13 protein-coding genes are annotated in these 12,276 nt (G+C 72.1%); 5 read left to right on the top strand and 8 right to left on the bottom strand.

Annotated elements, in window-relative coordinates:
• Positions 1 to 125 precede the first annotated feature (125 nt).
• Together JCO01S_RS09730 and JCO01S_RS09735 are read right to left on the bottom strand one after the other, a co-directional pair.
• Positions 126 to 497: a HesB/IscA family protein gene (locus JCO01S_RS09730; RefSeq protein WP_068254558.1), complete on the bottom strand. Its 372-nt coding sequence runs from the start codon at positions 495 to 497 to the stop codon at positions 126 to 128.
• Positions 498 to 610: 113 nt separating this feature from the next.
• Complete coding sequence (locus JCO01S_RS09735) at positions 611 to 1,768, bottom strand: glycerate kinase family protein (protein WP_369407290.1); 1,158 nt, start codon at positions 1,766 to 1,768, stop codon at positions 611 to 613.
• 55 nt (positions 1,769 to 1,823) lie between these two features.
• On the opposite strand from JCO01S_RS09735, the gene nadA reads away from it, so the two are divergent.
• Entirely contained in the window at positions 1,824 to 3,011 is a 1,188-nt protein-coding gene (gene nadA, locus JCO01S_RS09740) for a quinolinate synthase NadA (protein WP_068254566.1), read from the top strand.
• Positions 3,012 to 3,119: 108 nt separating this feature from the next.
• Positions 3,120 to 3,761 (top strand): maleylpyruvate isomerase family mycothiol-dependent enzyme, encoded by a 642-nt coding sequence (locus tag JCO01S_RS09745; protein ID WP_068254569.1) that lies wholly within the window; start codon positions 3,120 to 3,122, stop codon positions 3,759 to 3,761.
• A gap of 76 nt (positions 3,762 to 3,837) precedes the next feature.
• Here JCO01S_RS09745 and JCO01S_RS09750 read toward each other — a convergent pair whose 3' ends face one another.
• The 4 genes from JCO01S_RS09750 to JCO01S_RS09765 form a co-directional block, all read right to left on the bottom strand.
• Positions 3,838 to 4,875 (bottom strand): glutathione S-transferase family protein, encoded by a 1,038-nt coding sequence (locus JCO01S_RS09750; RefSeq protein ID WP_068254572.1) that lies wholly within the window; start codon positions 4,873 to 4,875, stop codon positions 3,838 to 3,840.
• Between the two features lie 28 nt (positions 4,876 to 4,903).
• Complete coding sequence (locus JCO01S_RS09755) at positions 4,904 to 5,278, bottom strand: pyridoxamine 5'-phosphate oxidase family protein (RefSeq protein WP_068254575.1); 375 nt, start codon at positions 5,276 to 5,278, stop codon at positions 4,904 to 4,906.
• A gap of 23 nt (positions 5,279 to 5,301) precedes the next feature.
• Positions 5,302 to 5,799 carry an O-acetyl-ADP-ribose deacetylase gene (locus JCO01S_RS09760; protein ID WP_068254577.1) on the bottom strand — a complete coding sequence of 166 codons (498 nt, stop codon included), beginning with the start codon at positions 5,797 to 5,799 and terminating at the stop codon, positions 5,302 to 5,304.
• A gap of 419 nt (positions 5,800 to 6,218) precedes the next feature.
• Positions 6,219 to 7,583, bottom strand: a complete 1,365-nt coding sequence (locus JCO01S_RS09765) for a dipeptidase (protein ID WP_068254580.1) — start codon at positions 7,581 to 7,583, stop codon at positions 6,219 to 6,221.
• A 65-nt stretch (positions 7,584 to 7,648) separates the two neighbouring features.
• Here JCO01S_RS09765 and JCO01S_RS09770 point away from each other — a divergent pair, with 65 nt between their 5' ends.
• Together JCO01S_RS09770 and JCO01S_RS16250 are read left to right on the top strand one after the other, a co-directional pair.
• Entirely contained in the window at positions 7,649 to 8,236 is a 588-nt protein-coding gene (locus JCO01S_RS09770; RefSeq protein ID WP_068254682.1) for a DUF3043 domain-containing protein, read from the top strand.
• A 61-nt stretch (positions 8,237 to 8,297) separates the two neighbouring features.
• A complete protein-coding gene (locus JCO01S_RS16250) occupies positions 8,298 to 9,254 on the top strand; it encodes a peptidoglycan-binding protein (protein WP_157074557.1) in 957 nt (318 codons plus the stop codon).
• Positions 9,255 to 9,271: 17 nt separating this feature from the next.
• Here the strand turns inward: JCO01S_RS16250 and JCO01S_RS09780 are convergent, their stop codons facing one another.
• Together JCO01S_RS09780 and gcvT are read right to left on the bottom strand one after the other, a co-directional pair.
• Positions 9,272 to 9,484 carry a hypothetical protein gene (locus tag JCO01S_RS09780; protein WP_068254586.1) on the bottom strand — a complete coding sequence of 71 codons (213 nt, stop codon included), beginning with the start codon at positions 9,482 to 9,484 and terminating at the stop codon, positions 9,272 to 9,274.
• Positions 9,484 to 10,587 (bottom strand): glycine cleavage system aminomethyltransferase GcvT, encoded by a 1,104-nt coding sequence (gene gcvT / locus JCO01S_RS09785; protein ID WP_068254589.1) that lies wholly within the window; start codon positions 10,585 to 10,587, stop codon positions 9,484 to 9,486. Before gcvT ends, JCO01S_RS09780 begins: the two co-directional genes overlap by 1 nt.
• Positions 10,588 to 10,667: 80 nt before the next feature.
• On the opposite strand from gcvT, the gene JCO01S_RS09790 reads away from it, so the two are divergent.
• Positions 10,668 to 12,155, top strand: a complete 1,488-nt coding sequence (locus JCO01S_RS09790; protein ID WP_068254592.1) for a leucyl aminopeptidase — start codon at positions 10,668 to 10,670, stop codon at positions 12,153 to 12,155.
• The last annotated feature ends 121 nt before the right edge of the window (positions 12,156 to 12,276 follow it).

A 12,276-nucleotide genomic window follows, 5' to 3' on the forward strand; every position in this document is an offset into this window, starting at 1 on the left:
CCTGCCTCCCCCTTCGCCCGCCGCCCTTCGCGGCTCGTCGCAGTGCTCCTCGCACCCCAGGAGGCGGCGGACGCACGACGGCCCCCGCCCGGTGCCGGGCGGGGGCCGTCGTCACGGCGGTCGGCTCAGCCGAAGGAGTCGCCGCAGGCGCAGGAGCTGCCCGCGTTGGGGTTGTCGATGGTGAAGCCCTGCTTCTCGATGGTGTCGGCGAAGTCGATCGTCGCGCCGGAGAGGTACGGAGCGCTCATCCGGTCGACGACGACCGCGACGCCGTCGAAGTCGCGCACGAGGTCACCGTCGAGGGAGCGCTCGTCGAAGTACAGCTGGTAGATCAGCCCGGAGCAGCCGCCGGGCTGCACACCGATCCGCAGCCGGAGGTCGTCGCGACCCTCCTGCTCGAGGAGCGACTTGACCTTCGAGGAGGCGAAGTCGGTGAGGATGACGCCGTGGCTGTCGCTGGCGACGTCGGGGGTTGCCTGGGTGTCCTGGACGCTCATGCGAAGTCCTCGTACTCGGGGTCTGTGGCAGTGGCGGCTTCCGCCACATCAGGGGCAACTCGGGCGGGGCCCGGGTTGTTCCCTGCCCTCCACCATACGCCCGCACCTCCGCGTCATCGACGGGGTGACCACGTCGCGGCGACCCGTGCCGCGCGGTCCGCGAGCGTGCCCACCGGATCGGCCATCGCGGCCGTCGGGTCCCGGTGCCGGTCCACGACGGCATAAGTCCCGCTCAGCCCGAGCACCATGGCCTCCCTGCGGCTGATCGTCACCTGTCCGGCGAGGGCCACCGCGGGGGTGGCGTGCTCGGCGGCGAGCGCGGCGACACCGGCGACGACCTCGCCCTGCAGACTCCCCTGGTCGAGGGTGCCCTCACCGGTGATGACGACGTCCGCGGCCGCGGCCAGGCCGGACAGGTCCAGGGCCTCCATGACGACCTGGACGCCGCTGCGCCGGCTCGCCCCCAGCAGCAGGAGCCCGTACCCGGCGCCCCCCGCCGCCCCGGCGCCGGCCTCACGCTCCAGTCGGCGCGGCTCGGAGCCGAGCAGGTCCAGCGGCGCGGGCGCGACCCGCCGGACGACGTCGACGAAGTGGCCCAGCGACCCCTCGAGGAGCTGCGCCTGCTCGGCCGTGGCCCCCTTCTCCTGGGCGAAGACGGCGGAGGCCCCCTTGAGCCCGAGCAACGGGGAGGCGACGTCCGTCGCGGCGACGAGCTCCACCCCTGCGAACCGCTGGCGCACCTCCGCCAGTCCGGCGAGGTCCTCCTCGCGGGTGGCGATGAGGCCGCCTCCCCCACCGCCGAGGACGTCGCGGGGCCCGGCACCGAGGGCGGCGAGCATCCCCGCGCCCGCGTCGTTGGTGCCCGATCCCCCCAGCCCGACGACGATGCGTTCCACGCCCTCGGCCAGTGCGGCGGCGAGCAGCTCGCCCAGGCCCCACGACGAGGTCGTGCCCGGGTCGCGCTCGCCGGCGTCGAGCAGGTGCAGCCCGATCGCCTGGGCCGACTCCAGCCAGGCGGTGCGTCGGCCCCCGTCGTCTGTGATCAGCAGGGCCCCGGGCACCGGGGTGCCGCGCGGGCCGGTGGTGGTGACGACGACCGACTCGCCGACGACACCGGTGGTGAGCACGTCGAGGAAGCCGGGGCCGCCGTCCGAGAGCGGCGCGAGGCTGAGCAGGTCGTCCGGGGCGCTGCGGCGCCATCCGGTGGCCATGGCCTCCGCCGCCTGCGTGGCGGTGAGCGTCCCGCTGAAGCTGTCGGGGGCGATGAGCACGTGCACTCCTTGACTCTACCGAGGCCGCCGCCGGGCATGTGGCAACATCATCGACGTGAGTGCACCGACGACGTCCTCCCAGGCAGCCCCCCTCCCACTGCTCGCCCTCGGCGCCGGCACGGATCTGGAGTCCGAACGCGGTGTGGAGTGCTCCGGCGAGCTGCCGCCCCCTTCGGACCCCGACCTGGTGGCCCGGGCCCGCGCCGCCAAGGAGGCGCTCGGGGACTCCGTCTTCGTCCTCGGCCACCACTACCAGCGCAACGAGGTCATCGACTTCGCCGACACCACGGGTGACTCCTTCAAGCTGGCCAAGCAGGCCGCCGCCCGCCCCGACGCGAAGTACATCGTCTTCTGCGGCGTGCACTTCATGGCCGAGTCCGCGGACATCCTCACCAGCGACGAGCAGACCGTCGTGCTGCCCGACCTGGCCGCCGGCTGCTCGATGGCGGACATGGCCGCGCTGCACCAGGTGCAGGAGTGCTGGGACGAGCTGCTCGACGCCGGCGTCGCCGACTCGACGGTCCCGGTGACGTACATGAACTCCTCCGCGGCGATCAAGGCCTTCACCGGGCGCCACGGCGGCACGGTGTGCACGAGCTCGAATGCCGAGCGCGCGCTCACGTGGGCCTTCGACCAGGTCGGGGGCGTCGACGGCGGGGGCAAGGTGCTCTTCCTGCCCGACCAGCACCTGGGCCGCAACACCTGGGTGCGCGAGCTCGGGCGCGACCGCGAGGACTGCGTCGTGTGGAACCCGCACCGGCCGATGGGCGGGCTCACGCCGGAGCAGATCCGCGGGGCCCGGATGATCCTGTGGCAGGGGCACTGCTCGGTGCACGGCCGCTTCACCCCCGAGGCCGTGGAGGAGGCACGAAGGGAGATCCCCGGCGTGCGCGTGATCGTCCACCCGGAGTGCCGCAACGAGGTCGTCTCGCTGGCCGACGAGGTCGGTTCGACGGAGAAGATCATCAAGGCCGTCTCCGAGGCGCCGGCCGGGACCAGGTGGATCATCGGCACCGAGCTCAACCTCGTCCAGCGGCTGGCCCAGCAGCACCCGGACCAGCAGATCTCCTTCCTGGAGAAGAACGTCTGCTTCTGCTCGACGATGAACCGCATCGACCTGCCCCACCTCGTGTGGGCGCTGGAGTCGCTCGTCGAGGGGCGCGCGGTGAACGAGATCGTCGTCGACGAGACCGTGGCCGAGCAGGCGAGGACGGCGCTGGACCGGATGCTCGCCCTACCGTAGGAGCGGCGCCCACCCCCGTCCAGCTGAAGACGACCCGGTGGTTGAGGAGCAGAGGCCGCCCGCGGCCGAAGCCTCGAAACCACCCCCGCGCGCTGGCAGGGTGCCTCCATGGACGACACCCAGCTCTTCTCCCGGCAGGCCGAGAACCGACGGCTCTTCGCCGACACCGTCGACGCGCTCGGTGAGGACCACGCCGGCGACGCCACCCTCTGCGAGGGCTGGGACGTGCGCACCCTCACCGGCCACCTGCTCCAGCCGATGCTCGTGCCGTCGTGGCGCTTCCTGCTGACGGCCGCGAGGCAGCGGTCGATGGCACGGGCGTGCGACGTCTTCGCCGCACGTCTCGGCGATCGTCCGCTGGCCGAGACCACCGCCGAGCTCCGCCGCCTGGCCGACACGCCGTCGAAGCCCTGGTACATCGGCCCGTCCGGGCCCTTCGTCGACACCTGCATCCACCTGCGGGACCTCGCCGAGCCGCAGGGACTCGACGTCACCGTGCCGCTGGAGCACTGGCACGCGGCGCTCGAGATCATCGTCTCCCCGCGCGGGAGGGAGTCCTTCGTCCCGGACAAGGGCCTGCTCGAGGGCCTCCGGTGGGAGACCACGGACACCGACTGGAGCCATGGCGAAGGGGGCACCGTCACCGGCAGCGCCGAGGCCCTCGCCATGGTGATGTCCGGCCGACCGGCCTACCTCGACCGGCTCTCCGGCGACGGGGTCACGGCCGTGCGCGAGCGTCTGGGCGCCTGACTCCCCCTTCGTGGGTGGAGGCGGACACGTGGACGAATCGTCGGCGAGTCGCCTTCCACCCGATGCGCGGGGACGCTCAGGCCGAGCGGACCATCCCGGTCCCGTCGAGCAGCGGGTTGTGCTCGACCGGGACCCGCTCCCCTTCGCTCGGTGGCCCGGGCGGGGTGGCGTCGTCGAAGGGGGACCCGCCGAGGGCCTCGCGGCCGTGCGGCTCGAGCCAGTTCGACAGGTCCGGTCCGGCGGGGACGATGCCCGTGGGGTTCACGTCCCGGTGCACCTCGTAGTAGTGGCTCTTGATGTGGGCGAAGTCGGTCGTGTCACCGAAACCCGGCGTGGTGAAGAGGTCGCGCGCGTAGGCCCACAGCACCGGCATCTCGGACAGCTTGGACCGGTTGGCCTTGAAGTGCCCGTGGTAGACGGGGTCGAAGCGCGCGAGCGTGGTGAAGAGGCGCACGTCCGCCTCGGTGATGTGGTCGCCCATGAGGTAGCGACGGGTGGACAGGCGCTCCTCGAGCCAGTCCATGGCCGTCCACAGCCGGTCGTACGCGGCCTCGTACGCAGCCTGGTCACCGGAGAACCCGCAGCGGTACACGCCGTTGTTGACCTCGGTGTAGACCCGCTTGTTGACGGACTCCATCTCCTCGCGGAGGTGCTCGGGCCACAGGTCCGGGGCGCCCTCACGGTGGTGCTCGCGCCACTGCGTGGAGAGGTCGAAGGTGATCTGCGGGAAGTTGTTCGTCACGACCTGCCCGGACGGGACGTCGACGACCACGGGGACGGTGATCCCCTTCGGGTAGTCGGGGAATCGCTTGAGGTAGGCGTCCTTGATCCGAGGGATCTGCAGCACCGGGTCGAGGTGTCCCTCGTCGAGGTCGAAGGTCCAGCTGTCGGAGTCGTGCGTCGGGCCGGTGATCCCCATCGAGATGACGTCCTCGAGGCCGAGGAGACGGCGCACGATGATCGCGCGGTTGGCCCAGGGACAGGCGCGGGAGACGACGAGGCGGTAGCGCCCCGGCTCGACCGGCCACTCCCCCGACCCGTCCGAGGTGATGCGGTCCTCGATGTAGGCCGTGTCGCGGGTGAATTCCTTCTCGACGTAGCTGCCCTGTGCCATGCCCCAACTATAGTTGAAGCCTAAACTTTTATCCAGCGTCGAGCTCGATGGGCAGGCAGTCCGAGTCGCAGCCGGTCACGCCGCTGCCGTCCCCGTGGGGGCGGTGCCGCACCGCCCGCGTCGGCGTCAGCCGGAGGGCTCCCCCGTCGACCTGCGCCTCGCCGTCGACGATGAGGGAGTACCCGTGGACGTCCTCCGGCGGCCACAGCAGGGAGACGCGGGGACGCTCCTGCGCGTTGGTGCGGCTGCGGTTGCCGAGCTCCTTCACGTGCAGGACGTCGCCGACCGGTCGCGGCTGGACCGCGACGGCGTGCGGCCGCCCGTCGGCCGTGACCGTCATCAGGTACGCGAAGGAGTACTCCGCGACGACCCGGGCCAGCTCCTCGTTCACGACGTCACCCATGCCCCAAGGATAGGCGGGCCGGGTCAGGCCAGCCAGTGCTCGATGGCGGCGTGCGTGGCCTCGTCGAGGGCCACGAGCCGGGCCTCCCGGACGCGGACCGGCGCGGCCCGGATCGTCTCGACGGCTGCGGCGATGGCGTCCTCCTTGGGCCACCCGTAGACCCCGGCGCTGATGAGCGGGAAGGCGAGGGAGTCCGCGCCGAGCTCGTCCGCGACCTCGAGGGAGCGGCGGTAGCAGGAGACGAGCAGGGAGCGGTCGGTCTGCCCCGCCCGGTGGTTCGGGCCGACCGTGTGGATGACCCAGCGCGAAGGGAGCTCCCCCGCCGTCGTCCACCCGGCGTCCCCCGTGGCCAGTCCGTGCGGGAAGCGGGCGATGCAGTCCTCGAGCACCGCCGGTCCCGCGGCCCGGTGGATGGCGCCGTCGACTCCCCCGCCCCCGCGCATGGCGGTGTTGGCGGCGTTGACGATCGCATCGACCTGCTGGGTCGTGATGTCGCCGTGGACGGCGGTGAGCGTGACCATCGGTCCAGTCTCCCCCCTGCTCGCAAGGAGTGCAGGTCAGACGCCACAACGACGTTCCGGGACAGCCGGAAGCGCGAACCGCCGAACTGCAGTCCTTCTGCCCGTTCGACGACCAGGGGGACGCCTCCTCGCGTGGGGCTCAGCGGGGGTCGACGGGGTCTCGACCTCCAGCAGGTCCTCGCGCGGATCGCACAGCAGAGCCATGTCGAAGCGACCGACCTCCATCGCCAGAGCCAGCTCGTCCGGATGCACACCGGGGAAGTCGGGGTCCAGGGCGGACCGACCAGGGCGACGTCCTCGTCGCCCTCGGTGCTCGCACCGCCAGCAGGAGCTGCCCCCTTCTCCGCCACGGTTGGTTCGAGGTATGTCCGGGCGGATAGACGAGCACGATTACCTCGAACCGCCGGGATGGTGCTCGGTCAGGGGCGCATCGCACCGAGCCGCGCGAGCAGCAGCGCCTCGGCGGTGCAGACCTTCTCGAACTCCCCCAGGTGCAGCGACTCGTTCGCCCCGTGCGCCCGCGTGTCCGGGTCCTCCACGCCGGTGACGAGGATCGCCGCGTCCGGGAACTTCTCCGCGAAGGCCTGGACGAAGGGGATCGACCCGCCGATCCCGACGTCGACCGGGTCGTTGCCCCACGCGTCGGCGAAGGCGGCCCGGGCCTGGTCGTAGGTCGGCCCCTGCGCGTCGGCGGCGAAGCCCCAGCCCTGCTCGTCGAGCTCGACCTCGACGGTCGCGCCCCAGGGGGCGTAGGACTGCAGGTGCCGCTGCAGCGCCTGCCAGGCCTCCTCGGGGTCCTGGGTCGGGTTGAGCCGCAGGTTGATCTTCGCCCGGGCGCTCGCGGCGAGGACGTTGCCGGCCTCGCCGACGGCGGGTGCGTCGATGCCGATGACGACCGCGGCGGGCTTGGTCCACAGTCGCGAGGGGATCGAGCCGGTGCCGATGAGCTCGGTGCTGCTCAGCAGACCGGACTCCTCACGCAGCCGGGCCTCGTCGTAGTCGACGTCGGGGGCGTCGGTGTGCACGAGCCCCTCGATCGCGACATCGCCCTGGTCGTCGTGCAGCGTCGCCATGAGCCGGCACAGCGTGGTGATCGCGTCCGGGCAGGCGCCACCGAACATCCCCGAGTGCACCCCGTGGTCGAGGGTCCGCACGGTGACGACACCCCGGAGGGACCCGCGCAGCGTCGTCGTCAGCGCCGGGGTGCCGATCGCCCAGTTGAGGGAGTCGGCGAGCACTATCGCGTCCGAGGCCAGCTTGTCGCCGTGCCGCTCCAGGATCCGCGGGAGGGACTCGCTCGCGATCTCCTCCTCGCCCTCGACGAAGATCGTCACCCCCACCGGCAGCTCGCCCGAGTGCGCCCGGAGCGCGGCGATGTGGGCCATGACCCCGGCCTTGTCGTCGGCCGCGCCCCGTCCGTAGAGGCGACCGTCGCGCTCGGTGGGCTCGAAGGGGTCGCTGTCCCAGTCCGCCCGGTCACCGGGAGGTTGCACGTCGTGGTGGGCGTAGAGGAGGACGGTCGGGGCCCCCTTCGGGCCGTCGGCGTGGCCGATCACGGCGGGGCGTCCCCCTTCGCTCACGATCTCGACGTCGAGGCCCTCCGCGCGCAACAGCTCTGCGGTGCGCTCGGCGGAGGCCTGCACATTGGCCTGGTCGAAGGAGTCGAGGCTGACGCTCGGGATCCGGGTGAGGTCCTCGAGGTCGGCGCGCACCTGCGGCATCAGCTCGCGCACGCGGGCTCGCACGGTCTCGATCTGGTCTGCGGTGAGAGTGGTGTCGGTCACGCGCCGACGGTACCGCGGGCCGGGCGGGGACCGGCGGCGAAGGGGGTGCGCCTAGAGTGCTCATCGTGTTCGGACGCAAGAAGAGTGACGAGACCGCCGCCACGGCCGGGGACCACCCCCACCGCGAAGGAGCCAAGAACCGGCCCACCCCGAAGCGGAAGGACCAGGAGGCGGCCCGCAAGCGTCCACTCGTGCAGACCGGTGGCGGGAAGGGCGGCAAGTCCGCCAAGGCCGCCGACAAGGCCGCCCGCCGGGAGCAGGCCCGCAAGATGCGCGAGGCGATGGTCACCGGCGACGAGAAGAACCTGCCTCCCCGCGACAAGGGGCCGGTGCGTCGCTACGTGCGCGATGCCACCGACGTGCGTTTCAGCCTCGGCGAGATGCTGCTGCCGCTGATGCTCGCGGTCCTCGTGCTCAGCCTCTTCGCCGGGCGGTGGGCCACCTTCGTCTTCCTCGGCGTCTACGTGCTGATCATCGTCGCGATCATCGACAGCGTCCTGCTGTGGAAGCGCACCAAGAAGCAGCTCCTCGCCCGCTTCGGCGAGGACACGAACACCCAGGGCCTGGCGATGTACCAGGTGATGCGCACCTTCCAGATGCGGCGCACCCGGATGCCCAAGCCGATGGTCGACCGCGGGGACAGCCTGCGCTGACGACAGGGGACGCCTCCTCGTCCACATGCGAAGGGGGCCCGCCTCCCCTACGGTCGTGGGCGTGCAGACGTTCTCCCGCATCGCATCCACGTCCATCGCGGTCGCTGCCACCGCCTTCGCCGCAGCCGCCCCCGCCGGTGCCGCCACGGCCGCCCCGAGCGCCCCCGCGGCCGCACCCACGAGTGGTTCCGCAGCCTGCCAGGCCGTCGCCGACGGACGCGTGCACGGCCTCGAGGGCACACCGCAGCGGGTCACCCTCGCCCTCGCGGACGACGACGGCAGCTCCCACGCGACGCTGACCGAGTGCGTGCGCTCGGGGGACGGCTACGCGGTGGACTTCACCGTCGACGCCCGGATCGGCAGCGAGGGCTTCGCTCCCGAGGGAGCCAAGCGTGAGGGCGACGGCCGCAGTCCCTCCGGCGTCTACTCCTTCGGCACCGGTTTCGGCGCCGGGGACCCGGGCTCGAGCACCGGGTACCGCGAGATCACCGACCGCTCCTGCTGGGTCGATGAGCCGGGCAGCACGTACAACACGTGGCAGGAGACGGATGACTGCCGCGGCGAGCAGCTCGCGGACTACGTCGACCAGGACTACGCGCAGGGCATCGTCATCAACTACAACACCGCCGACCCGGTCGCCGGGATGGGTTCGGCGATCTTCCTGCACGCCTCGGGCGACGGCGCGACCGCGGGCTGCGTCTCGATCCCGGAGGCGCGGGTGAGCGAGAAGATGCGCTCCACCCACGCAGGCGACCGGATCGTCATGGGCGTGGCCGAGGACATGATCGGCGAGGGCTCCGGCTCCGACTCGGGCTCCGACGCGATCACGCACACGCTCTCCCCCGGCAGCCCGCACCACGCCGAGGTGAGGACGCTGCAGCGTGAGCTCGGGGTCGACGTCGACGGGATCTACGGGACGGTCACCGAGGGGGCGGTCAGGGACGTGCAGCGCTCCGAGGGCCTCGTGGTCGACGGCATCGCCGGCCCGAAGACCCTGGGTGCGCTCGGCCTGGCCTGAAGCCCGGGCTGCGCGACCTACCCCGCCGAGAGGGGCATCGGGCCGTAGACGACGGTCTCCTCGCGCAGCAGGGTCGCCTGGGCGACGCCCTCGTCGGCGAGGTCCTCCCACGTCTCGGCGAACCACGCCTCCGCGTCTGCCTGCGTCGGGAAGTCCGCCGAGCGGCCGGCATCACCGGGCAGCGGTGTGCCGGAGGCGTCCTCGAGTCGCCAGTGGTGGTTGTCGCTCATCAGGCCTGCACCTCCACGAACGGCGGCTTGGTCACTCTCGCGGGCAGCTCCCGCTTCCGGACCTCGATGACGACCTCGTCCTCCCAGGTGACGGCGCGGTCGACGAGGACCAGCGCGATCCCCTGCTTGAGGGTGGGGCTGAAGGTCCCCGAGGTGACGACACCGACCTCCTTGCCGTCGGTGTCCTTCACCGGGCAGCCGGGACGCGGGATGCCCCGGCCGGTGACGAGCGCGCCGCGCATGAGCCGCGAGGACTTCGCGACCCGCTGCGCGACGAGCGCATCCTTGCCCCAGAAGCTCTCCTTCTCCCAGCCGACGGCCCACGCGGAGCGGGCCATGACCGGGGTGATGTCGGGGCCGAGCTCGTGGCCGTGCAGCGGGTAACCCATCTCCGTGCGAAGGGTGTCCCGCGCACCGAGACCACAGGGCAGGCCCTCGAAGGGGGCCATCGCCTCCGTGAGCGCGTCCCACAGCGCCTCCCCGGCCGCGCTCGGCGCCACGAGCTCGTAGCCCTTCTCCCCCGTGTACCCGGTCCGGCAGACGCTGACGTCGTGCTCCTGCCAGCGGGTGTCCTCGAAGGACATGAAGTCGTGGCCCACCGGCAGCCCGAGCGCGGTGAGCACCTCCTCGGACTTCGGCCCCTGGACGGCGAGGACGACGAAGTCCTCCTGCAGGTCACGCACCTGCACCGCCTCGGGCGCCGCGTCGCGCAGCATGCCGACGACCCGCTCGTTGTTCGCCGCATTGGGCATGAGGAAGACGTCGTCGACGTCGCGCAGGTACTGGATGAGGTCGTCGACGACGCCGCCGTCCTCGGCGCAGCACATCGTGTACTGCGCCTGGCCGGGACCGATGCGCCCCAGGTCGTTGGTCAGGCAGGAGTTGACCAGCTCCGCGGCCCCGGTGCCGGTGACCGTGGCCTTGCCGAGGTGGCTGACGTCGAAGAGCCCCACCCGCTCGCGCACGGCCGTGTGCTCGGCGACGACGCCCCCGCCGGGGTACTCGATGGGCATGCTCCAGCCGCCGAAGTCGGCCATCTTCGCGCCGAGGGAGACATGGCGTTCGTGCAGCGGTGAGGTACGCAGGGAGTCGCTGTCTGTCATGCCCCCAGACGCTACCGTCTCGCCATTCGGGCTAGCCTCCTGCGTGGAGACCGACATACCCACACCGAAAGGTTCTGCTCGTGGCATCTCTGACCCTCGGCTCGAAGTCGCCCTCGACCTACACCGGACACACCCTCGTCCTGGGTGTCGGCGGCACCGGCGAGAACCCGGCCGTCCTGGCCTCCGACGACCTGCCGAGGGCGCTGGCCAAGCAGCTGGACTCGGTCGTGTCCGCAGTCTCCCCCAGCACGAAGGTCGGCGAGACCGCCGTCCTGGCCGCCGTCCCGGGCGCCAAGGCCGACACCCTCGTGCTCGTCGGGCTCGGCGAGGAGCCGGGGACCGACGCCCTTCGCCGCGCCGCCGGTGCCGGGGTGCGGGCCGCCGGCAAGGGGCCGGTCGCGCTGGCACTGCCCCACGGAGACGCCGCCGGGCTCACCGCGATCGCCGAGGGAGCGCTCGGTGGTGACTACACCTTCACGACGCACAAGTCCGCGCAGGAGACCGACGGGGACCGCGAGATCACCGTCTTCACCCCGCTGGGCCGCAAGGAGGACCCGAAGGGGGCCCTGGCCCGCGCCGAGATCGTCGCCCGTGGCGTGCGCTGGGCCCGCGACCTGGTCAACACCGCCCCCAACCTGCTCTACCCGCAGACCTTCACCGAGCAGGTCCAGCAGGTGGCCACGGCCTCCCCCGGCAAGCTGGGCGTCGAGGTGCTCGACGAGGAGGCGCTGGCCGACGGCGGCTTCGGCGGCATCGTCGGCGTCGGCCAGGGCAGCTCCCGCCCGCCGCGGATCGTCACCCTCTCCTACACCCCGAAGTCGAAGAAGGCCAAGCACGTCGCCCTCATCGGCAAGGGCATCACCTTCGACAGCGGCGGGGTGTGCATCAAGCCCTCCGCGAGCATGGCGACGATGAAGTCCGACATGGCCGGCGCCGCGGCGGTCGCCGCCACCGTCGTCGCGGCCGCCGAGCTCGAGCTGCCCGTCGCGGTCACCGGCTACCTCTGCCTCGCGGAGAACATGCCGGGCGGCAACGCGCAGCGTCCCGGCGACGTCGTCACCATGCGCAACGGCACCACCGTGGAGATCATCGACACCGACGCCGAGGGCCGGATGGTCCTCGCCGACGGACTGAGCCTGGCCGCGGAGTCCGGCCCGGACCAGATGTTCGACGTCGCCACCCTCACCGGTGCCTGCGTCGTGGCCCTCGGCCCGGACGTCTTCGGGGTCATGGCCAACGACGACGACGTGCGCTCCGCGATCACCGATGCCGCCGAGCGCGCCGACGAGCCGAGCTGGCCGCTGCCGCTGCCGACCGGCCTGCGCGCGCAGCTGGACTCCCCCGTCGCCGACATCGCCCACAAGGGCGGTCGCATGGGCGGCGCCCTGACGGCCGGGCTCTTCCTGCAGGAGTTCACGAAGGGGGCCGACGGCGAGCAGATCCCGTGGGCGCACCTGGACATCGCCGGGCCGTCCTTCAACGAGAGCGGCGCGAAGGACCACCTGCCCAAGGGCGGCACCGGCGTCGCCGTGGGCACGCTGCTGGAGCACATCGCCACGCTGGCCTGACGACCGGCCACACCACGAAGGGCACCGGCGCGCTCACTGCGTGCCGGTGCCCTTCGTGCTGCGGGTCGGACGGGCACGACCCGCGTACGCTGGGCTCGCCCGTGACCCCGGACACATTTCG

The organism is Janibacter corallicola NBRC 107790, assembly GCF_001570965.1.
GTDB lineage: Bacteria > Actinomycetota > Actinomycetes > Actinomycetales > Dermatophilaceae > Janibacter > Janibacter corallicola.